This window comes from Bacillus pumilus, assembly GCF_038738535.1.
Classification (GTDB): Bacteria; Bacillota; Bacilli; order Bacillales; family Bacillaceae; genus Bacillus.
The window spans coordinates 1,015,662-1,038,641 of sequence record NZ_CP046128.1 but is presented as its reverse complement, the minus strand read 5'-3'; the positions used below and the strand labels follow the sequence as shown (position 1 = coordinate 1,038,641).

The window sequence follows — 22,980 nt, the reverse complement described above, 5'->3', positions numbered from 1 at the left end:
TCACCTCTCATTCCGATACATTTATAAAGAGATTTCTAAATTCCCATCGAAGAAATAGAGAATTTTCTCCTCTAATGTTCTGTTTGTCAAACGCTCTACTGCTTTTGCATATAACGCTATTTGGGTTTCATAGCGCTTTTTCAAGATAGATTCAGCAGCGTCAAGTCCACCTGTATATCTGCCTTGCACTCTATCCGTCTTATAATCTAGTAAATATAGCTTTCCATCTGTTTCAAATAAACAGTCAATCATTCCTTGAATCAGAACAGGCTCTCCCTCAGTATCAATATGACTGTATACCTCTTTAACAGGTAACACCATACTAAATGATACTTCTCGTTTTACCCAGTCCGCTTTCAGCAGTTTTTGACCAATTGAAGTAGAGAAGAAAGCAGCAATTCCTTCTTGATCAATTGACCGGACTTGCTCATCTGTTAGCAAGTCTCGCTGCTGTAAGGATTCGAGCAGGTGCCTTATACGTGATTCATCATAGGGCTCCTCAGAAGGAAGCGTGATATGCTGCATGACTGTATGCATTGCGGTGCCTTGTTCTGCGGCAGTGAGTGTTTTTTTCTTCATGAAAGCCGGCCGGTCATACAATGTTGCACGAGCTTTTCGAATAGAAGAAGGAACACTGTACTCATCCTGTATTTCTTTCATCCTTTTTATCTCGGAAACAGACTGCTTTGTGCCGACTTGCGAGGCCGCTAGATATGGATATTTCCATGAAAGTCTCTCTGCCACCTTCTCATCAGCATCACCATATCCTTCAACAGGCAGACCATCCATCAATGCTTGTACTACCTCGTCTTGCTGCTTCTTTTCAAGTGACATATCTTCCTTTAGAAGATCAGAAGCTTGAGTAAATGAGATGGTGAATGTGGACGGATGCGAAAGAACGACATCGCCTGTTTCTTCTAAAATAGATGACATCGCTTGATGACGGATGAGAGCAGGACCAATAAAATCTAAGTATGTTTTCGATTGATAACGTTCAAAATCAGGGAGCAGCCACTCTTCTCCAGTCGCGGCATTTTGCCATTTGCTTAATGCTTTCACCTGATTTTTGACAGAGCCGACCAGAAATAATTTTTCCTTAGCCCTTGTGAGCGCCACATATAGGACCCTCAGCTCTTCAGATAATAACTCTTTTCTCATCTTTTTTTTCATCGCCACAAGCGGTAATGTCGCATAACTAATTCTCAGCTCAGGATGGATATACTTGCTTCCAAAGCCTAGCTCTTTATCAAGTAAGTAGGACTGGTTTAAGTCCATCATATTAAAGTTCCTGCCGAGTCCTGCAGTAAAGACGACTGGAAATTCTAATCCTTTACTGCTGTGGATCGTCATCATGCGCACAACGTCCTCTGTTTCACTGAACGTTTTTGCCGCACCAAGATCATCTCCACGCTCCTGCATTCTTTCAATAAAACGAAGGAATCGAAATAGCCCTCTAAAGGCAGCTTTTTCATATTGCTTGGCTCGATCATAAAGGGCACGAAGATTCGCCTGCCGCTGCTTACCTCCAGGCATCCCGCCAACATAATCAAGATACTGCGTATCTCGGTAGACTTCCCAAATTAATTCTGCCACCGAATGATTGATGGAGAAATCACGCCACTTATGCAGCAATTGGAAAAATCGCTCTAATTTTTTGCATGTAGGGTGATCTGAATGCGTCACACTCATGAATGCCTTTACAGCATCATAATAAGTGCCTTTTTTATCACTCGTTCGAATAAGTGCCATTTCATTTTCATCTAAATGAACAATAGGTGATCTTAAAACAGCTGCAAGCGGAATATCCTGATACGGATTATCGATGACTTTTAACAAAGAAAGAATGACAGACACCTCTGTTGCTTCAAAATAACCAGAGGAAAGATTCGCATATACAGGGATTCCCTGCTTCTTTAATTCTTCCATCATTTGCGGAGCCCACGGCATAGACCGAAGCAAAATGACAATGTCACGATACTGCAAGTTACGGGTCATTTGCTGTTTTGCATCGTACACTTGAAATGGCTGCTCCACCAATTCTCTTATTTTTTTAGCAATGATTCTCGCTTCAAATTGGACGGTCTCAAGTTCTTCTCGCTCTTCGTCGCTTTCCGCTTCCTGCTGATCTAAGTGGACAAGGAGCATTTCTGTCGTTGTATCTTTGCTTTCTGGATAACTCGCTCCAAGCTTTAATTCAGCTTGTTCATCATATTCAATTTCTCCAACTGTTTCCCCCATCAGCTGCTTGAACAAAAAGTTCGTACTATCTAAAACATCTGAACGGCTTCGGAAGTTTTTATTTAAATCAATTCTCTTCCCTGTTTCTTTGCCGTCTGGTTGAAAGTGTTTATATTTGTTTAAAAAGAGCATGGGCTCAGCCAGTCTAAAACGATAAATGGACTGCTTTACATCACCAACCATAAACAGATTGCCCTCTGCAGAATGTTCCCCTTTAGACACAAGCTTTAAAATCGTTTCTTGTACGAGGTTTGTATCCTGGTATTCATCAACAAGCACTTCTTCAAACTGCTGTTGATAGTACTTAGCAGCTTCTGTTTCGATCAAATGTCCTTCTGCATCCTGCTCCGCTAAAATGCGTAAGCAATAGTGCTCTAAATCCGAAAAGTCGACGATTGACTTTTCCTGCTTCGCTCTTTCGAAACGCTCACCAAATTTGATCACAAGCTCTACAAGCGTCTCCACAACTGGCTTCATTTCAGCTAAGCTTTTTAAATGCTGGGAAGGACTGCGCATAAAGTATTCATCTTTTAGCTTTTCTAGTTGTTTTTTTGCTTGATTACGTGCATCTGTGGCCTTTTCTAACAAAACAGGGTCATATTCATCCCCTTTGCACGTTTTGAGCCTTTTAAAATTGACGTTCGGCAAAAGTTCGTAAAGCTCCTCAAAATCATCTTGATGATGGATTAATTCATTGACTTGCTCTAAATCATCTATAAAATTCTCTGCTCTCGGTGCTGGGCCGCCCGGCTCTTTTGATAGCGAAAGAGCTCGTTCAAGCAGCTCCTGGCAGCTCCGGAGAACGAGAGAAAGATCTTCTTTGATATATGGATAAAACGGTAATTCTTCTACTTTTGTTTGTGCATCTACATCATAAAGTGAAAGGAATGCCCTCATCCATTGCTCAGGTAAAGGATGAGACCTAGAAAACTCATAAATTCTCTTCACAAGCCATTGCAAATCTAAGTCATGGCGGTCAGAAGTGTAACGATCAACCAGTTCAAAGAATGATGGCTTTCCAGCCTTATATTCATCCTCGAACAGTTCATCTAACACTTCATCTCCTAATAATTCTCCTTCTGTTTGATCTGCCAAACGAAAGCCTGGGTCAAGATCAATTTCATAGTAAAAGGTGCGCAAAACCTGCAAGCAAAAGGAGTGCAAGGTAGAAATATTAGCACGATTCATGAGGGACAGCTGCCTTCTCATATGAAGGGACCCAGGGTTTTTGGCTAATTCTTTTTCAAGTGCTTCTGTAATCCGATGCTTCATCTCTGCCGCAGATGCATTTGTGAAAGTCACAACGAGCAGACGGTCCACATCAACTGGATGTTCAGGCCGGGTCATTTTTCGAATCAGCCGTTCAACCAAAACAGCTGTTTTTCCTGACCCTGCCGCCGCCGCAACCAAGATATCTTGTCCTTCTGAAACGATGGCTTCCCATTGGTCATCCGTCCACGTACTGTTATTCGGTTTTGGTATTTGCATACTGATCCCCTTCTTTTTTGATCCGGTCTATCACAACATCATCTTTCTCAGAGGTGAGCACCCTAAAATCATTATCCTCTATTGATTCATCGAATTGGCAAATAGACTTGAATGAACAAAAGCGGCAAGGTGTTTGATCCTTCAATTTATATGGATTAATTGCGACCTCTCCATTTGTAATTCTTTCGCCTGCTTCTTCAAATGTGCGCCGAACGTGTTGTGTGAGTATATGGAAATGATCTTCACTTAAAACTGCAGAGTCAGAACGGAAAGACCCATCCTTTTTCAAGCCGGCTTGAATGACTTGTGATCTACCTGAATCAAGCGTTTGATCCATGAGCTTTACTGCTTCTATATCTTCAAGCAATAAACCCTTCATTTTAAATTTCTTGAATATTTCCTGCTCAATGTCATCCTCTGCAAGCGGAATAGGTGCTTGAATGAGCGGATCATGGATATGGAAATATAAAATGCCAGCAGGCGTCGCTTCAACCCCGAGCCACTCTTTCGAATACGTAATGGTCAGGTCTAAGTAAGTGAGCATTTGCAAGGCCAGCCCATAGTATACTTCTGCTAAGTCAAGACCTTTCTCACTGGATTTGTAGTCGACTATTCTCAAGAGCAGCCCTTTTGAACCTTCTGCTTTATCTACCCGGTCAATTCTTCCGACAAGCTCCATCGTGCAGCCATTCTTTAATTGAAAAGTAAACGGCGGCAATGGCCCTTGCCCCCCAAAACCTAACTCTAGCCCTACTGGAGAAAATCCACTCACTTTGGCATGTTCACTTAATATAGAAGAGACTCGAATCAAGATTTTCTGGAGCTTTTCTTTAATATAAGCATGCCGATTAGAGCTTAATAGAATTTCCTTTTGAAGACGCGGAGCAAGCTGTTCAATCGCATGTTTTGAATAAGTGACACAATCTTCCTTCGTTAGGTTTTTCCAATCCTTTTTTTGTTCAACAAGCGTATCTGAAATATGTTTTAAAGCCGAGTGAAACAACTGGCCGATATCAGGTGCTTCCAATTTGTAAAATTGTCGATCCTTTAGTTTTAACCCATGGGAAGCAAAGTGAGAAAATGCACACGCATTGAATTTCTCCATTCTTGAAACACTGCCCTGAATATGATCACCATAAAGCTCTTTTGTGACATTAGGCTTTAATGGCTTCGCTCGATTTGTAAAAAACAAACTTGACATGATGTTTTTTGATACATCCCGATTAGGAGATGTCATTAAGTAGTTATAGACACTCCACCATACACCACTAATGGGATATTGATTGAGCCATTGCTGCAGCTGTGAGACGGTATACGATAACGAAACATGCTCATTCGCTACAAATTTTAATTGCTCCTCGTCATCCAGTTGTTCTGGATCTAACACATAAAGAGCCTGCTGATGATTTGGCATAAGCTCTTGACAATACTTGATGAGTGTCGAAGGCAAAAGAGAACGTCCTTCTGCATCAGCAGCCGAATAGGATAGATACAAATGACGTGATGGACTCGATAACGCTTGGTAAATTAAAAATTGCTCATCTAGCAGCCGTTCCTTTCCTGTCTCTGCCAGCTCTGCTCCTGCTCGTTTTAACCATTCACGGTCATCCTCAGACAATACACTCTCATCAGAGGGGCGTGCGGGAATAACGCCATCATTTACACCAACGATAAACGTACATTTCACTTGATACATTCTCGATAAATCCATACTTCCAATAAATACTTGGTCGAGTGAAGGCGGAATCAAAGCGAATTTTAGAGAAGCTAATCCTGTATCCATCATTTGTTGGAATAAAGGAAATGAGAGCTCTTCTTCACCTAGCATTTCAACAAATTCATCCATTAATTGAATAACCGCATCCCATACTTGTCCGTGCTGCATTGCTTCAGCTAATCTACCTGCTTCTTCAGCCTCAAGCCTCGCTTTTTCAAGCTTATCTGGTACTTGTATCTCTTCTAAAAAGACATAGACAGCCTCTACCATGTCTCTTACCTTTTGCGCTTTTTTGAGCCTAATCTGCAACTGGTAAAGCGGGGGCACGATCCATTCTTTGACGTCATTTAGCATTTGTTCCATTTCAATTTCTTGATCTGTTTGTCCAAAATCCTCATCTAATGATTGGAAGCGCCTGTAATGAAACCGGGAACCGTTTGTCCAGCGTTCTCCTTTTACACCATAAGCAATACAATAGTTTTCGAGCTGATCTGCCTGCTCTCTCGCTTTGTTCTTAGCGAGTTCAAGCGGAAATAAGAACTCTGTTTTCACGCAGCGAAATACCGCTTCATACCGCCAGTTTCCCTTTATGACATCCAAGCTCGAACGAATCAATTCAATGAGCGGATGATACTGCATCGATTCATTTCCATCAATAAAAAAAGGAATATCGTAATCTCGAAAAACCTCTTTTAATGTATCTTTATAGTCGTCTACATGTCGTGCAACAATCGAGATATCTCTCAATCTAAGTCCTTTTTCTCTCACTAAATCAAGTATATCTCTGGCTACTCCCTCAATTTCAGCTCGTTTATTTGCACTTTTAGACACTGTGAGATGAGGGGTGTTTTCCTGATATGGCTGCACTGGTCTCTGCTCATATTGGTGTTCTAAATAAGCAAGATCTGGTGTATAAATGTGCCGTTTATTTCTTTCCAAAACGTTTTCAGAAATGTCAGCTCCGCACTCTCTAGCAAGCTGATAGAGCTGGAAATACGTTTTACCTGTCATACGAAATAAATCAAGTTCATTTGGCTGCTTATCATGATAGGAGCGATCCACTGTGAAAGCAGCAGTTATTTTTGCTGCATGCAGCAGGAGCTGTTCAATGACAAGAAGCTGCTGCGGTGTAAATTGATAAAAACCATCTATATAAATGTGTGCTCCTTTTATTTCTTCAGATGAAGGAATTTGCTGCGTAAGAAGTGTCAAATAGTCTTCTGAGTGCACATATTCATCTTGTAAATACTGCTCCATCTGCTGATAAAGAACATGCAGATCATGCAATTTTTCGGCTGCCCGTCTTTCTTCTGTATACTCTGAATACATGCTCGACATTGAAATTTTTTCAATATCCTCCGGCAACATACAATACCTTTTGAATTCAGCCATCGTCTTTTCAATTTGCTCCACAAATCCCGGCTTATCACTCGCTTTTTTGAATACTTTAAACTTTTCTTTCTGCTCTTCAATCACTTTTCTTAAAAGCATTTGAATTCCTGTGCTTGTCACAAATTGCCGGTTCGCTCCGCCAGTCTGCTGTAAAATAGACCAAGCAAGACGTGTGAAACTAAATACTTTGGCCCTGATCATTCCGCCAGCTTCAGACGTTTTTGCAAGCTCATATTCCATTAAAAATGTCATTTGATCCGGGACTAAAAAAATGATTGGCGGACCCAACGGATCAAGCCGAAGCTGTTCTTTGATTTCCTCTAAGATTGCAGTCGTTTTTCCACTCCCCGATCTGCCTGCTAAAAACTGAATCTCCACGTTCCACAACACCTTTCTTATGTACTCATATTCTAGCGAAAATAAAGGGAAATAGCTATTTTCCTATCACGTTCCCGTTCTCCTATCTGATTGAAATAACATAGGCACCTTTCCTCACTCTTTTCATATCATAAACCATCATGAACAAAAAGGAGGCTGGCAATATCATGTATTACGATTACTATGACTACTCGCCATATGACATGCGCCAAAACACAAGGATCATTTCAGACCTTGAGAAGGCGATCAATGGTGAATATTCTGCGATCCAATGCTACGAAAAACTTGCCCAAAAAGCAAAAAACCCTGAGGCGAAAAAGGTCATTCAAGAAATACGTCAGGATGAAGTCAGACACTATCAACTATTTTCAAAGCTATATTATTCTTTAACAGGTAGAAACCACAAACCAAGCGTAACAGAACCTTGTCCAGAACAATTCAGAGAAGGACTTATGTTTGCCTTTAAAGATGAACAAAAAACGGTCGATTTTTACTTAAGCGTATCAGACTATGTCCGTGACCAAGGAACAAAAGAGCTAATGAAACGTATCGCTCAAGATGAACAGCAGCATGCTGTATGGTTTTTATACCTTTTAACGCACCATGTGTCTTAGATAGTCCTATTTTAATAGGAGATCGTATGTTCCGTCAAAAAATGAAATCGATTTTTCGTTCCTTCAATATGTCAAAGTTAGCGCTAAATGTAGCAAAATCTCACATCCCTTCCTCATTTTCAAACGAGAAAATGAGAATTTGACCATTAAAAAAACTCCTCTGCCACAAATGCAGAAGGAGTTTTTTCATGATCTTTTAATGAAATTTTGCTTCATTGCTTTGCTGCTGATGCTTGAGAACCCCATCAATTGACAGCAGCTTACTGCCGCTAAGTGTTAAATAAAGCGCCATGACGAGCAGCGAAAGTTCAAATTCATAACCGCCAACAAATCCTTTAGAAAAACCAACAGTAATAATCGCTACAGCCATAATTGGTACAAATAATGCTGCGAAAATACGTGTTCCTAGACCTAAAATCAAAGCGATACCCCCGACTAGCTCAATTGTCTTGACAATATAGGCCATAAATTCGGGTAAACCGATTTGCCCAAAGAATGCTGCTGTTCCTCCCAGTCCTCCTTGATATGCCTGAAGTCCATGTAAAAAGAAAATAATACCTAAAATAACGCGTACAAAAAGTGTTCCTATTTCTTGATTCGTTTTCATATAGTGAATTCCTCCTGTTTTTACACTACATAATGTAATGTTAATAAGTAAAAAAATTAGTAATTTAAGTTGAGCATAATCATTAAGACCACCATCAGAATGGCTGATGTGACAATTGGAATAATTGGTACATTAAAAGGAATATTGTAAGTTGGATTTAAGATTTTTTGTATTCTTAAATTCAATGCCCGATCTCCAAAGGACACCGCAAACTTTGTTTGTTTTTGAAACTGGGTTTTCTTTTTAATCAGTTTCAAAAGGGCCTGCCCTACTCCAAGCTCTGTACCTGTCTGCTGAATGGCATAGTCATCTGCAATCACTTCGCGAAAAACAGAGTAGCTTTGTCTCATATGCTTTAACACTGGAATGTACCAAATGACTTTTGTGAGCATTGAGAACATGAAAGCTTTTAAGGGATCATAGCTGTATTTGTGATGCAATTCATGATGAACAACAGCGTCAATCTCCTCTTTATCCAGCATGTCCATGAGAGCTGTTGATAAATAAACCTTTGGGTGAAGCATCCCCATTGCAAAGGCAAGCGGTTCTTGACAGCGAAACACAATGATATCGTTTTGATATTTCTCTGACAGAGATTCGGTTGACTGTTGTTCGACTGCCAACATCATATGTCGTTTGAATTGAATGTACTTTCTAATTTGCTTTGCCATATAGAAAATTGCAAATCCCAATGTGTAGAGGACTAAGGCATCCAGAAAGTATTTTAAAGGAGTGAATCCATAGAATTCGAGCACGGACTGGCATACATGGATCAGGTTATATGCTTGGTTCCAGCCAAAAAAGCTTGAAAGCACGTAATACCCCATCTGATAAAAAATGGCTAAACCAATCAATATACCGCCTAAAAACAGCAGACTCGACTTCATTTTATTCATTTTGCTGCTCCTCTTTTTTAGATGCTAGCCTTGCTTCTAGAACTTTGAGTAATTCAGGATCAGCACTTTCAATCGCATCCACCATATGATTCACTGCCAATGGACCAAAATCGTCCATCAATCCTTGCGTAATCCATTTTGTTTGCTCATTTAGAAATTCTTCTTTTGTTAAAATGGGATTATAAATAGATGAGCGCCCTTTTGTTTTCTTCTCCACAATTCCTTTTTCGGTTAAGCGGTTCAGCACAGTCATCACCGTGTTGAAATTAATCGGCTTTTCATCTGACAGCTTGTGCTGCACCTCTTTAATCGGCATATCCTCACCTTGATAAAGGATCTCCATAATTCTTCCCTCTAAAGGACCAAAAAAACGATTCAATCCCTTTTCATTATATTTAAAAGAAGGAATTTTCATGTTATCACCCCACACTAAGCATTGTAGTGTAATTGAAAATGATAGTCAACTGATAAGATAAATAGGGGAAAATCGTTGTATATTGACTTTGCTTTTGGTATAAATTATTTCTTTCTTTATAAGAATTTGCTAACCATTTATTGATAAGATAATCTTATGAAAATGGTAAAAAAAATCGTATTTTATTTATAGAGACTTTTGTATTATAGTGAAGATAACAACATTTCACTTACTGAACAAACATATAGGAAGAAGGTTTACATGTGATGAAACAAGGAAACAGCCTTCGAACCGATCTCATTCTGATTGCGATAAGCGGTTTAGGTGGATTTCTTTTGTCTTTAACAGGAATGTCTATTGGCTGGATGGTTGGTACATTAATCACAGCAGCTTTTATTGCCATGCGCCGCCCCACCCTGTTTCAGCGTAAAGGAACCAGCACCTTACGTATTCACAGCAGATGGCTGCTCCTTGGTCAATTCATTCTCGGAATCGAACTCGGACAGAAAATGAATATGAAGGTCCTTCACATTTTCGCTGAAAATTGGCTCCCTGTGAGTTTCATGCTCGTCTTTTCTATTCTACTGGCGATGCTCTCAGGCTTTGCCTTATGGAAGCTGAGCAAAACAGATATGCTGACAAGCTTTGTCGGAACTGCCCCCGGCGGTTTATCCGCTATGCCTGGGATTGCCCAAGAGGTGGGAGCAAATACAGCTGTTGTGAGTCTCGTGCAAACGATACGTGTATTAATGGTTGTACTCACTATCCCTTTTACAGTGTTTTATTTAAATACAAAAAACGAAGCGGATGCGGCTGTAGCTACGCAAGGGAGCGCCTTTTCTTCGGGCGTTTTCACCCTGTCAAACATCTCTTGGACCGCTGCGCTTATTTTAGGTGCCTGGCTCATGTCACGCCTGGCAGTTCGTCTTCATTTCCCTGCCCCTTGGCTGATCGGCAGCATGCTAGGCGTCGCAGCTCTTCAAGTTGGTACGGGCGCACTCATAGGTTATGATTTGATTCCTTATTGGCCGGCACAAGCGAACATTGCGTCTCAAATATTTCTAGGTGCAACCATCGGATCAAAAATGAATAAACAGATGTTTGTCGGACTAAAAAACACTCTCATTGTGGCTGTTGTCAGCTCAGCCGGGCTAATTGCTGCGACTGTCCTCAGCTCTATTGCCATTGCTGAGATCACAGGCATTTCTGTCATTACAGCCATTCTTGCCTTTTCGCCTGGCGGTATTGCAGAGATGGCAACAACAGCGGTCACACTTCACGAGGATTCTACCTTTGTTGTGGCTGTACAAGTCATCAGAATTATTCTCGTCATTGCAATGCTGCCACCGTTTTTCCGGTTCTTACATCATGTCTGGGCAAAAAGGCAGCCTGATTATAAAGCCGCAAAATAAAAAAGAGACGCTTTGCATATGCAGAGCGCCTTTTTTATTCGCTGGTATTCCTTTTGACACCGACGACTTGATCCTTTGAAATGGTGCCAAAATGCCGGCTGTCAAAGCTATGTATTCGGTTATCTCCAACCACAAAGTAATGATTGTTTTTGATTTTATCGTCTCCTGTGATGGCTTTCAGCTGAAAATCTCCTGTCAGGACGTTCCCCATTTTATGTTTTTTCTGCTCTTTTAAATAAGGTTCCTTCTTTTTTTCACCATCGACAAATAACTGATCATCTTCATACTTGATCGTTTCTCCTGGGAGTCCAATGACCCGTTTGATCAAGATTTGATTTTTAGGTCCGTGAAATAACACATAATCAAACCGGCTAATTTTCGTGAGTTTTGGCGAGAACTTATTGATTAATAATTCTGTTCCATCTGTAAAAGTTGGGTCCATACTAACCCCTTCTACTTTGTACGTGACAAACATGAAATTCTTTACTTGGAACAATAAGACGATGCCTGTAATAATCATCAACCATAGCAATGGCTTCTTTTTCATTAAGAGCCTCCTTTGTCCTCACGCTTGCTCATTCGAATGTTCAACCTATTTTCTACTCTCTTTCCAACATACCATAATAACGCGATAACTAGAACCGCAAAAACACTTCTTAACGGATTCTTAACTAAAGCAGAAAGATCATAGCCAATAAAACTAATGATAAAGAGCATGACACACTTGCCAGATAAAGCAGCTAATGAGAATTGCCAAAAGCTAATTCTTGATAAACCCGCTACAACATTGACGGCAGCAGAGGGCGTGAAAGGAAAGCAAAGTAAAATAAATAACGGACCAAACCCCCGCTTCTCCACCCAAAGCATCAATTTTTTAATGGAAGGATGCCTACTGATAAAGTTGAGCATTCTCATCTGTCCAAATTTTCTGATCAGCAAAAAGACAAGAATAGACCCTGCACTTGCGCCAATCCAGGTCAATAAAAAGCCTTCCCAAAGGCCAAATGCATTTGCATTCGCTACAGCAAACGCAACGAGTGGTAAAAACGGAAGAAATGCTTCTATTAAGGGTAGCAGTATGGCCACAATCGGTCCAAAGGCCTTGTAGCTTTCAAAAAATGATGTGATATTTTCATGAGTAAATAGGGAAAGAAATGATGTCAACTTCTTTGACTCCTTCAAGGTTTGTCTACTTTTCATTTTACATGGAAAACATAAAAATATACAAATGAATCCCCCCTGCCCCCTTGAGATTGGTTGACTCATTCGATATAATAAATAAGAACAAGTGTTCTATGTATATAAAGAAAGCAGGCTTGGACATGACGAGACTATCAAGAATACAGCTTCAGATGATGGAACAGGCCATCTTTCTTCCAATGGTCATCTCCATCCTCAATCGTGATTTGACTCACTTAAAACAACATCAAACATTTAAACTAAATGAACCATACATTCAGCTTGTAACCTCTGCCTTAAAGGAAGCACAGAAAGCACTTTATGAACTGAAGCAGCATTTACGTAAAGAAAAAATGAAGGTACAGCAAATTGAACACGATGAAGGATTTACAACGTACCTATTTATCATGAATGGCTATGAAGAAAAGCATAAATACTTTAATCCACGTATACGCCACCGGGTAGAGGAACTGCTGACTCAGTATTTTCTTCATCAAGCGAACTGAATTTGCTTCATTGTCGCGCTTACCCATTCAAAGCAAAAAGCCTGCCACAGCGGCAGGCTCCTTCTTGTTTATGATAATTCAAGCTGTTCTCTCAGCTCTGTTCTCACTTCGTCTAATCCAGCGCCATCTAACTCAAAGTAATACACATTCCCAGGCTGATAATCATGGCCCTTTAGCTGAATGGTATCCACTGATTTCAATGAGCTCAATAACGGGAAAAGACCGATAAACTGCTTCATAGTCAGATTGGTTGAGACGTTATCACTAAGTGTATCAATGATGTTATCATATGACGGGATCGAAGAAATGGATTTAGATTTTTCAAAGATGGCTTGAAGTGCTTCCATTTGGCGCTTTCCGCGCATGAGGTCACTGTCTGCCTTTCTCGTTCTCACAAAGGCTAATGCTTCTTCACCATTTAATGTATGGGCGCCTGTCTGCACATGAACTTTTCCCTTTGAATCCTTTTCCATTTGTTTTGCGATACCTTCATCTTCAATCGTGACGTCAATTCCGTTTAACTCATCCACAATGTCTTGAAACGCCTTAAAGTTCCCTGAAATCACATAATCTACAGGAATGTTCAGCAGGTTTTCGACCGTTTTGACTGACAAATCTGCACTCCCAAACGCATGGGCGTGGGCGATTTTATCATATCCTCTTCCCGGTATATCAACATAAGAATCACGAGGAATACTGAGGAGCTTGATGGTTTTCTCTGTTCGGTTCACCGCCGCCAGTAAGACCGCATCACTTCTTGCTTCGTCTACCGTTTCACCTGGACGGCTGTCAATTCCAAGCAGCAGCACCGAGAAGCTGTCTTTTCCTGGATCAAAAGCTTTCACACGCTTTTGCGAGGTGTCTCCTCTTTCTAATGACACTTGTGCCTTATCCGACGCTTTTGAAATTTTATAGTAAGCATATCCTGTCACGGACACTGCCATCACCATGACAAAAGCCATGATAAACAGCACGGCTTTCACCCAAGGTCTCAGCCTTCTTTTTGATCTTGTTTTTTCCTTCATCCTTTCCGAACCCTCACTCTATCTTAGTCTATCAATGTAGGTTCCACTATAACATATTTTGATGAAAGTTTCCTGCACGCAACATATTTTTATGAATCCACAATAAAAAAAGCCGCTCAGTATGAGCAGCTTTTCTTCCATTATTTTTGGTCAATTCCTTGTTTTACTTCATCAATCATGGCAGTCAATGATTCAAGGCCGCCGCCAGATAAATACCACATGTCAGAGTTCAAATACACCACATGGTTGTTTTTGACCGCTTTGACTGATTTCACATAATCATTTTCAACAAGCTGTTTCGCAGAAGTTTCTTCTCCGATCGCTGCGCCTCGATCAATGACAAATAAGTAATCCGGATTCGTTTTGACCATGTACTCATATGAAATGCTTTGTCCGTGTTTGTCAGATGGCTCAAGCTTTTGATCTGCCGGCGTGATACCAAACACATCATGGATGAGTCCGTATCTTGACTTAGCACCAAAGGCTGTCATTTTACTGTCGTTGGCCATGATCATTAAACCATTCTGTTTCAACTCTTTTGCCTGTTTCTTTAATGCATCTACTTTTTGATCAATGGCTGCTAATTCTTTTTTGACTTCGTCTTCCTTATCAAAAATTTCCCCTAACGTCGTGGCATTCTTTTTAAATGATTCCATATAGTTGGCAGTGTCTACATCCATCAAAATCGTAGGAGCAATTTTAGAAAATTCATCGAATGCATCTGATTGACGGTTCTGGATAATGATCAAATCAGGATCTAACTCTGCAATTTTTTCAAAGTTCGGCTCTTTTAAACCGCCGACATTCTCATATTTGTCACCTTCATATTTGGATAAATATTTAGGCACGACTTGTTTTGGTAAAGCTGTCACATCCACACCTAGTTTGTCCAGCGTATCAAGACTTCCCATATCAAACACGACGACTTTTTTCGGGTTTTTCTTGATCTTCACGCCATCTTTATTCAGCATGTCTTTTACCGTGACGGTTTCCTCTTTTGTTCCTTCTGTTTTTCCTTGGTTCCCGCAGGCAGCGAGTACAACAATCGCTGTTAATACAGTCATCATCCAAATCCATTTTTTCATACTTGATCACCTCTTCATTTTTTTAAGAAAAATATAAGCAAATACGCTCACCGTGAATGACTTCAATCGGTATGCGCATGTCATAAATTTGTTCAAGTGCATCTGTTTGAATCACTTCTTCTACTCCACCTTCTTTGATCACCTGTCCATCTTTTAAAGCGACGATATGATCGGAATACACAGATGCAAAGTTAATATCATGGAGAACCACAACAATTGTTTTCCCAAGATCTTTGACGAGCTGCTGAAATAGCTTCATCATCTCAACAGAATGATTCATATCCAAGTTGTTTAAAGGCTCATCTAAGAAAATATAATCCGTATCCTGAGCCAGCACCATCGCAATAAAGGCTCTTTGCCTTTGTCCGCCGCTCAGTTCATCTACATATTGATGCTGGATATCGGCAAGCCTCATGTATTGGAGGGACACATCGATCATCTTCTCATCTTCTTTTGTCAGATGGCCCTGTGAGTAAGGAAAACGGCCAAAGCTGACAAGCTCCCGTACGGTCAGGCGCACACTCATGTGATTGGCCTGCTTTAAAATGCTCATCTTTTTCGCTAGCTCCTGCGGAGGATACGCGCTATATGGTTTGTCCTGTAAATAAGCTGCACCTGTGTCTGGCTGAATCAAGCGGCTCATGATGGACAAAAGCGTGCTCTTACCCGCACCATTTGGACCAATGAGAGAGGTCAGCTGTCCTTTTTTCACACTGACAGTTGTTTTGTGAAGCACTGTTTTTCCATTATATGTCTTACTGACTCCCTTCATCACGACCATGAACGACTCTCCTTTAAAAGTAAGTAAATAAAATACAATCCGCCTACTAAATCAATCAGGACACTCAGCGGCGTTTGAAAAGTAAATACCTTTTCGACAAGAAACTCCCCGCCTACAAGGGCAATCACACTGATGAAAAAAGAGCCTAGCAGCAAGTACGTATGCCGGTATGTACGAAATAGCTCTCTTGCCACGTTCACGACGAGTAAGCCAAGGAACGTAATCGGTCCGACAAGTGCTGTTGCGATGGACACAAGAACGGCTATCACGATCAGCATCTTTTTTGTGATGCTGTCATAGTCAATTCCCAGATTCACCGCATGCTCCTTCCCAAGTGACATGACATCTAATTTGGAGCGGAATGTCCAAATGTAAAGGCACAGCGCCGCAAATAAAACAGAAGCAATGAGTAAGATATCTGTGTTCATGTGATTAAAGCTTGCAAAGGATTTATCTTGTACGACCTGGTATTCATTTGGATCAATCAGCATTTCCATAAAAGAAGAAAGGCTTTTGAACAATGTCCCAAAGACAATACCAACAAGCAGAAGCAAGAAAATGTGTTTATTTTTGCGTTTGAACATCACCGTATATAACAGCACAGAAAATAGAATCATCAGCCCAACGCAAAGGAAAAAATTCAGGTTTTTATTGACGATCATAAAATTGGCCGAGCCAAACAGATAAATAATCGCTGTCTGCAAAAACAAGTACAGTGCGTCTAAACCCAGTATGCTCGGCGTTAAGATTCGATTGTTGGTCAAGGTTTGGAAGACAACAGATGAAAAGGCAATCGCGCCTCCCGTCAATGTCATCGCCAGCACTTTCTTTAAACGACTTGGCACTGTGTACGGCCAGTACCCCATTTGAAAGGTAATGAAAATCACGATCAGCACGGCTGCAATGGCTGCAATCAGGCATAATGTACGTTTCTTATGCATAGCGTTTCCTCCTTAATAACATGTACAGGAAGATCGCACTTCCGACGATGCCTACCATGAGCCCAACTGAAATTTCATATGGATAAATGATCACCCTTCCGAGCACATCACAAATCAGAACAAAAATGGCTCCTAGTAAGGCTGTATGAGGAAGGCTCTTTTTCAAGTGATCGCCGCGGTAGATCGATACAATATTCGGAATGATTAAGCCTAGGAATGGCAACATTCCGACAGTTAATATGGTGACAGATGTAATCATCGAAACGATCACCAAACCAACCGCCATCACACGTTTATACGTTAAACCTAAGTTGATGGCAAAGCTCTCACCCATACCCGCCACTGTAAAGCGGTCAGCATATAAATACGCGATGATCAATAGTGGAACACTCACATAGAGCAGTTCATAACGCCCCTGAACAATAAGAGAAAAATCCCCTTGAAGCCATGCAGATACGTTTTGGATCAGATCATATTTATAGGCTATAAACGTAGATATTGAACTGACAATCCCGCCAAACATTAAGCCGACTAACGGTACATAGATCGTATCGTTCACCTTAATATGCCGCAGGATTTTTAAGAAAAGAAGATTCCCAGCTAAAGTAAATAGAAACGCGATTCCCATTTTCATGAGCGGGCTCGCATGTGTAAAAACAAGCATTGCTGCTAAAATACCAAGCTTCGCCCAATCCATCGTTCCTGCAGTGGTTGGTGAAACAAATTTATTCCTCGTCATGCTTTGCATAATAAAGCCGCATAAACTAAGGCTCATGCCAGCAAGCACAATACTCATGAGACGCGGGATGCGACTTGAAACTAACGTATGTAATTGTTCATCTGTTAAATGAAACATCTGTAAAATGGACAGATCCTGTACACCGACAAACAGTGATACACATGCCAAACATACAAATAATAAACTTAATTGATACAACTTCATACTGGTTTCTCTCTTTCTATCAAGCTCTTTCCGCTAAAAATGATTATCATTATCAATTAAGCGACAGTTCATATATTATCACATCTAGTAAAATATTCAATAGCAGATTGAGAAAGACGGAAACTCATAAAAAAACAGCCTGCGGCAGCGGCTGCTTTTTCACCATTATTGAATGCTCACTTGAAATTGTCCTTTCAATTCCTCTTCTGCTTCTTGAAATAACTGCCTTACGCTTTCTGCATACTCGCCAAGAGCGTCTTTGCTCGTTTCAAAATTTACCCATGTCAGCTCTATTGGAAGATTTACTTCTCCTGTCAAACAGTCCCATAGGGCATCAAGATTTTCCCCGTAATAGTCAGGAAGGTGTAAAACTGTTTTTAGTTGGTCATGAAGCTCTTCTTGCGACCTGCACGATGCGCCGTCCAGCTGCACTTTTTTCATGTCATCTTCCCCTCTCATGCCTTTATTTTAAACGAACAGAAGGAAAAAGAGAAAGCGGGACTCCTCACTTTTGTTTCTGTCTGACACTTGAGATCAAAAGGATGAGACAAGCAGCCAAAACGACCAAGAAAAAGACGGTTAACACCATCTGGGTCCCGTACAGATCAGCAAAAAGACCGATAAAAACACTCGGAATACCCAGGCCTAAATAGGCAAACAAGTAAAACCCTGCAACGGCTCTAGCTGCCTCCTTTTTCCCCCGTTCGACAATAAGCTGAAGACCACCTAAATAAGTAAATCCATAGCAGGCAGTACCCGCAAGCATCGTTCCGGCAAGCACAAGAAGGATGGACCCGCTATTTGCTCCAAATAGCAAAAGGCCGTATCCGCATGGAAGACAGATAAACCCGGCAAAGAGCGCTACTGTGCTATTCATCTTGCGAACAAAAGGCTGCATCAGGACACCTGCCATATTAATCAAAAAGAGTGCCGGCCCTACCCATAATTCATATCCATTCAATTTAAGCTGTGCTGGCAAAACCGAAATGACGAGGCCGCACACCGACCACGCGATGGCAATCGCTGCATTCGCCGGCATTGTTCCTTTTGGAAATGTTGGCATGTTCATCATCGGTTTACCTGAATCTCCTTGTACAGGCGGAACGAAAAAGAAGACACCCACGATGGTTAGGATTAAAAGGCCCAGCACAATCCAATAGCTAAGAGGCGCAAGCGACATACGCTGAAAAGAAAGCAGTGCCGTAAAAAGAGCACCGCCCCCAAAGCCAACCGAACTGCATAACGCAATAAAAGTTGGAATCCAGCTTGATTTTTCTGGATATAAAGCAATCAAATAAGCGGTGCATGTGCCAACACTCAGACCAAGCCCCACCCCTTGCAGCAGCCGGGCTGCAAAGAGCATTTGTATGGTAGGGTGCACGATCATCAATAGGGTAGCACATAACGAAAAGCTTAGCGCGACCAATAAAACCGGTTTGCGTCCAGCCCGATCAGATATGCCGCCAAGAAAAAGCAAGACTGGAATCAGTCCGAAGACATATGCAGCAAATACAAGTGCTGTAGCCGCCTTTCCGTACCCTGCTTGTTCGGCATACAACGTATAAAGGGGCACTTGCAGATTCACTGCGGTCGTAATCATAAAAAGACCAAATAAAACGAATATAAATGGAATGATGGATAGGTGTGCTGTTTCTTCTTTAGAAGCAGGGATCATTTGACTCTCTCCTCTATGTCATAAGCATATGAGAACAGTGTACACACCTTTTGGGTTACTTCCTATATCCAAAAATGATGCTATTGACCACTCCATAATTCCGTGTCATCATCAAGTTATATGTGACAATGAGAGAAGGTGTCCGATGTATATTTATTTAGACCGCTCAAGTACAACCCCGCTCTGGCAGCAAATCGTGACTGGAATCATTCAACAAATTCATTCACAAAAACTGAATCCTGACGATCAGTTAACACCAACACGGGTATTAGCACAGGAGCTCAATGTATCAAGATCAACTATACAGCTTGCCTATGATGAACTGCTGGCAAGAGGATATGTCAGCACATCTAGAAGAGGCGGTACAAAGGTCATTTCGAGTGACCACTATGCAGCCTCCACTCCCCATCAAAGTGAGCCGCCTTTCCCTCTTCCTGTAAGACCACACTTTCAAGAGGCGGAGAAACAAATGGACCACTGGCTGTCGGCCAATCAATTTCATGAGAAACTCGATATTGATTTTCGACATCAGGAGCCAGCCATCGATGAACATTTTCAAAATATATGGAAACGGTCGCTCACGAAAGCATTACAGCGATTAGATATGAAAGATTGGGGCTATTCCTCCCCGCACGGATTATGGGAAGTACGTTCAGAAATACGCCAATACTTATCTGTAGAACGCGGAATCGATGTAGAAGAAAATCAAATGGTGTTAACAGGTGGCACGCAGCAAGCCATTGATTTGATTTCACAGGTATTGCTTAAAAAAGGCGATACAGTAGCTGTTGAAGATCCAGGCTTTCCTGGGGCAAGGCTTTCATTTATGTATCGTGAAATGAACATTTATCCCGCACCCGTCGATGAAGAAGGAATCATGGTGAATACAGTGCCACGGCAAACAAAGCTGATTGCGGTGACGCCCTCCCATCAGCGTCCAACCGGTGTATGTATGAGTGTCAACAGAAGGCAGCAGCTGCTGAAATTTGCTGTCAGCCATCAGTCTTATATACTAGAGGATGATTTTGATGGAGATTATCGTTATCATGGCGGACCGCTTCCTTCATTATTTTCAGAAGCACCCGACCATGTGATTTACATCTTAAGCTTCTCCAAGGTGCTGACACCCGGCATCCGCCTTGCTGCCATTATCGGCTCCAAAGCGGTCATAAAAGAAATCGCTTCCCTGCAATCACTCATTCAAAGACAGCTGCCCATTATGGAACAGATCACGCTCGCTTCTTTTTTCAGAGAAGGAGAATTCACGCGATATGTCAGGCGAATGAGACAGCTGTATAAAAAAAGACAGGCTGCCATGATGGATGCCCTTTTGACACAACACTTTGACAAGCACTTTCATATCTATGGAACCGATACGGGTCTTCATGTCTTTTTAGAAGGAGCGCCAGACTTTGACGAAAAAGGCAGTATTGAAGCAGCCAAAGCAGCGGGCGTTGGCATTTATCCATTAAGTCCTTATTGTTTTGAGAGCAATCGAAAGGGATTACTGCTAGGCTTCGCCTGTACGGACGAAAACATGATTCAAGAGGGTGTCCGCCGCTTAAAGCAAATACTTTATATGTAAAAAAAGCCTGGAAGTCCGCCTTCCAAGCTTTTTTACGTTGATTGCTGAATGCGGCCTACTTCTTCAATAAATGCAGCTGTCTGCTGCAATCCATCTTGCAGATGATGGGTAGCGGAAATAAACAGCTTTTCTTGACCTGGGTGCTTTAATAGCTGCTCCACCTGACCGATTCCTTTTTCAAATGAATGAAGACCTGTCTTTAATTGTTGATCCGCCTTTTGATAAGCGGCTGGAACTTCTTGATGAGCAAGCCCCTTTTGAATCACACGATCAAAGGCTTTCGTCGCTTTTTTCAATTTTTTATTTACTTGGATCTTTCCATGTCCATCTGAAATAAATTGGTCGGTCATGTTTTCATAAGCTTCATTTAACTCATCCATATAACGCTGAACCCATTGTTCATACGCAGCTTCTTTTGTGTCTTGTTTTGAAGGCGATTGACCTGCTTGCTGACAGGCTGCTAGTAATGTCACTGTCAATGTGAATAGCAGCATCAATTGCGATTGTTTTTTCATACAGAGCCTCCATTTCTTATTCCCATTCGTTCATATCGGTCAAAATAGGAGTATCCTTTACCACATACGAACACTTTGCAAGAAATGATTTCTTTTATTGTAACAGACGGCTCGTGTCACTTCTGCGATTTATGAGTAAATGGATGAAAATACGTCTAAGGATCCACATTTTCCTGTCATTTGGTTGACAGTCTACCGATACACTTAATAGACGACTGGATATATGGATTTGGTTTCAATAAGTTCATGGTGGATATTTTCTAATGAAAAGAAATACTTCGTTCGTGTCATCATGATGATGCCAAACGAAGTCGCCTTGTATTTTCCAAGTCTTAAATTATACATCCTGTTGATTTATTGAAGTTTACCTTTACAAGCAATCTCAAGCTCTTCGACTACTTCACCATCTTGAATGAGATATGCTTTTTCATGGAGATTGACAGCGGGACAAATATGATTTGGAATGATTTGCACCTTCTCACCGATCTGGACAGTCTGACGGAAGCCTTCGTGATAGATGATGGCATGCTCATCAAATACACTTGAAACAAATACATCATCATAGTCTTTTACTTTGCCTAGTCCTTTTGTTTTCGTCAGCCCTTTTGTACGGGTTTGAGCCGTGAGCCCTTTGGCTCCAACATCTGTAATGACACGAGCCTTTGTTGGCTTACTGATCACCGTCGTCAGCACAGCTGCCGCACAATGTGAAAAAGTGCCGATCACATTGGATTGAGAGGCATCCATGAAGATGTAAGTGCCTGGTCTGATTTCGGTGACTCCCTTTGGAATATCAAATTGAAATAAGAACGGCGGTGTTGATCCAATGCTCACCACCTCTAGCAGCATGCCTGCTTCTTTCGCAATCTGTGCAAACTGAAGCGTGCGATTCACAGCGTCTTCGTATAATGTCTGACAATGCGCTTTACTTTCCGCCTTATATGTATGTCCATCATGAGAAAAAATCCCCTTTAAATGAACGAAGTCACATGTTTGAATCGCCTGCAAGATTTGACGGAAATCACTCTCTTCAATGACACCAGATCTTTCTTCTCCAACTTCTATCTCAATTAGAACCTCCGCTTTTTTCTCTGCTCCACGAAAGACATGTTCAATTTGATGCACATGCTCTACACAATCTATTCCAAATGAAATTTGTATCGACTCTGCCAGCTTTCGAATTCGCTTGAGCTTTGTCTCGCCTACAATTTGATTGGCGATAAAGATATCTGTCAGCCCATGCGCCGCCATTACTTCCGCTTCTCCTACTTTCGCTACAGTTAAGCCAGATGCGCCCATCTCCTCCTGCACCTTCGCAAGACTAGGTGTTTTATGTGTTTTCGTATGAGGACGCAGTTTGACTTGCTGACGATCCGCATATTGCTGCATAGCAGCTAGATTCTCCATCATTACCCGTTTATCAATTAATAGCGCCGGTGTATCTAGTTCATCATAAGTCATCATCATATCCCCTTTCACTGCTGCTCGTTATATAAAATTTTATACGTTATAGTTAAATTATATAATTTTTTATATAATTATCAATGTTTTTTTCTTCGAGAAAGAAAGACGATATGCTAAACCCTCG

At 41.3% G+C, this 22,980-nt stretch carries 20 protein-coding genes; 4 read left to right on the top strand and 16 right to left on the bottom strand.

Annotated elements, in window-relative coordinates; genetic code table 11:
• Positions 1-21: 21 nt before the first annotated feature.
• Together addA and addB are read right to left on the bottom strand one after the other, a co-directional pair.
• Entirely contained in the window at positions 22-3,726 is a 3,705-nt protein-coding gene (addA, locus tag GKC25_RS05010) for a helicase-exonuclease AddAB subunit AddA (RefSeq protein WP_187704438.1), read from the bottom strand.
• Positions 3,704-7,213 (bottom strand): helicase-exonuclease AddAB subunit AddB, encoded by a 3,510-nt coding sequence (gene addB, locus GKC25_RS05005; protein WP_034663471.1) that lies wholly within the window; start codon positions 7,211-7,213, stop codon positions 3,704-3,706. The genes addA and addB overlap by 23 nt, the downstream gene beginning before the upstream one ends.
• A gap of 167 nt (positions 7,214-7,380) precedes the next feature.
• Here addB and GKC25_RS05000 point away from each other — a divergent pair, with 167 nt between their 5' ends.
• Positions 7,381-7,827: a ferritin-like domain-containing protein gene (locus GKC25_RS05000; RefSeq protein WP_034663474.1), complete on the top strand. Its 447-nt coding sequence runs from the start codon at positions 7,381-7,383 to the stop codon at positions 7,825-7,827.
• Positions 7,828-8,023: 196 nt separating this feature from the next.
• On the opposite strand, the gene GKC25_RS04995 is transcribed toward GKC25_RS05000, so the two are convergent.
• Genes GKC25_RS04995 through GKC25_RS04985 form a run of 3 tightly spaced genes read right to left on the bottom strand, consistent with a single transcriptional unit; the run spans position 8,024 to position 9,745 of the window.
• A complete protein-coding gene (locus GKC25_RS04995; RefSeq protein ID WP_034663477.1) occupies positions 8,024-8,434 on the bottom strand; it encodes a DoxX family protein in 411 nt (136 codons plus the stop codon).
• Between the two features lie 56 nt (positions 8,435-8,490).
• Positions 8,491-9,330 carry a M56 family metallopeptidase gene (locus GKC25_RS04990; RefSeq protein WP_034663481.1) on the bottom strand — a complete coding sequence of 280 codons (840 nt, stop codon included), beginning with the start codon at positions 9,328-9,330 and terminating at the stop codon, positions 8,491-8,493.
• Positions 9,323-9,745 (bottom strand): BlaI/MecI/CopY family transcriptional regulator, encoded by a 423-nt coding sequence (locus GKC25_RS04985; protein ID WP_187704437.1) that lies wholly within the window; start codon positions 9,743-9,745, stop codon positions 9,323-9,325. Before GKC25_RS04985 ends, GKC25_RS04990 begins: the two co-directional genes overlap by 8 nt.
• Before the next feature lie 266 nt (positions 9,746-10,011).
• Between GKC25_RS04985 and GKC25_RS04980 the strand changes: the two genes are divergently transcribed.
• The gene (locus tag GKC25_RS04980) at positions 10,012-11,157 is read left to right on the top strand and encodes an AbrB family transcriptional regulator (protein WP_034663485.1); all 1,146 of its coding nucleotides are present in this window, start codon (positions 10,012-10,014) and stop codon (positions 11,155-11,157) included.
• A gap of 34 nt (positions 11,158-11,191) precedes the next feature.
• On the opposite strand, the gene lepB is transcribed toward GKC25_RS04980, so the two are convergent.
• On the bottom strand, positions 11,192-11,704 hold the full coding sequence (gene lepB, locus GKC25_RS04975; protein WP_034663490.1) for a signal peptidase I: 513 nt from the start codon (positions 11,702-11,704) through the stop codon (positions 11,192-11,194).
• Complete coding sequence (locus tag GKC25_RS04970) at positions 11,704-12,321, bottom strand: TVP38/TMEM64 family protein (RefSeq protein ID WP_034663493.1); 618 nt, start codon at positions 12,319-12,321, stop codon at positions 11,704-11,706. The genes lepB and GKC25_RS04970 overlap by 1 nt, the downstream gene beginning before the upstream one ends.
• Before the next feature lie 158 nt (positions 12,322-12,479).
• Here GKC25_RS04970 and GKC25_RS04965 point away from each other — a divergent pair, with 158 nt between their 5' ends.
• Positions 12,480-12,842 carry a hypothetical protein gene (locus GKC25_RS04965; RefSeq protein ID WP_034663496.1) on the top strand — a complete coding sequence of 121 codons (363 nt, stop codon included), beginning with the start codon at positions 12,480-12,482 and terminating at the stop codon, positions 12,840-12,842.
• A 68-nt stretch (positions 12,843-12,910) separates the two neighbouring features.
• On the opposite strand, the gene GKC25_RS04960 is transcribed toward GKC25_RS04965, so the two are convergent.
• The 7 genes from GKC25_RS04960 to GKC25_RS04930 form a co-directional block, all read right to left on the bottom strand.
• Positions 12,911-13,867 carry an LCP family protein gene (locus tag GKC25_RS04960; RefSeq protein ID WP_034663498.1) on the bottom strand — a complete coding sequence of 319 codons (957 nt, stop codon included), beginning with the start codon at positions 13,865-13,867 and terminating at the stop codon, positions 12,911-12,913.
• Between the two features lie 140 nt (positions 13,868-14,007).
• A complete protein-coding gene (locus GKC25_RS04955) occupies positions 14,008-14,952 on the bottom strand; it encodes a siderophore ABC transporter substrate-binding protein (RefSeq protein ID WP_095284990.1) in 945 nt (314 codons plus the stop codon).
• Positions 14,953-14,974: 22 nt separating this feature from the next.
• Positions 14,975-15,733 carry an ABC transporter ATP-binding protein gene (locus tag GKC25_RS04950; RefSeq protein WP_106037877.1) on the bottom strand — a complete coding sequence of 253 codons (759 nt, stop codon included), beginning with the start codon at positions 15,731-15,733 and terminating at the stop codon, positions 14,975-14,977.
• Entirely contained in the window at positions 15,724-16,674 is a 951-nt protein-coding gene (locus GKC25_RS04945) for an iron chelate uptake ABC transporter family permease subunit (protein ID WP_034663507.1), read from the bottom strand. The genes GKC25_RS04950 and GKC25_RS04945 overlap by 10 nt, the downstream gene beginning before the upstream one ends.
• Positions 16,667-17,617 carry an ABC transporter permease gene (locus tag GKC25_RS04940; RefSeq protein ID WP_066031073.1) on the bottom strand — a complete coding sequence of 317 codons (951 nt, stop codon included), beginning with the start codon at positions 17,615-17,617 and terminating at the stop codon, positions 16,667-16,669. The genes GKC25_RS04945 and GKC25_RS04940 overlap by 8 nt, the downstream gene beginning before the upstream one ends.
• 165 nt (positions 17,618-17,782) lie before the next feature.
• On the bottom strand, positions 17,783-18,058 hold the full coding sequence (locus tag GKC25_RS04935) for a barstar family protein (protein WP_034663513.1): 276 nt from the start codon (positions 18,056-18,058) through the stop codon (positions 17,783-17,785).
• 64 nt (positions 18,059-18,122) lie between these two features.
• Positions 18,123-19,292 carry an MFS transporter gene (locus tag GKC25_RS04930; protein WP_034663515.1) on the bottom strand — a complete coding sequence of 390 codons (1,170 nt, stop codon included), beginning with the start codon at positions 19,290-19,292 and terminating at the stop codon, positions 18,123-18,125.
• Positions 19,293-19,437: 145 nt separating this feature from the next.
• On the opposite strand from GKC25_RS04930, the gene GKC25_RS04925 reads away from it, so the two are divergent.
• On the top strand, positions 19,438-20,877 hold the full coding sequence (locus tag GKC25_RS04925) for a PLP-dependent aminotransferase family protein (RefSeq protein ID WP_034663517.1): 1,440 nt from the start codon (positions 19,438-19,440) through the stop codon (positions 20,875-20,877).
• Positions 20,878-20,909: 32 nt separating this feature from the next.
• Here GKC25_RS04925 and GKC25_RS04920 read toward each other — a convergent pair whose 3' ends face one another.
• Together GKC25_RS04920 and GKC25_RS04915 are read right to left on the bottom strand one after the other, a co-directional pair.
• Complete coding sequence (locus tag GKC25_RS04920) at positions 20,910-21,392, bottom strand: hypothetical protein (RefSeq protein ID WP_060595940.1); 483 nt, start codon at positions 21,390-21,392, stop codon at positions 20,910-20,912.
• 354 nt (positions 21,393-21,746) lie between these two features.
• Positions 21,747-22,853, bottom strand: coding sequence for a D-TA family PLP-dependent enzyme (locus tag GKC25_RS04915; protein WP_034663522.1), 1,107 nt, complete (start codon positions 22,851-22,853; stop codon positions 21,747-21,749).
• Positions 22,854-22,980: the final 127 nt, after the last annotated feature.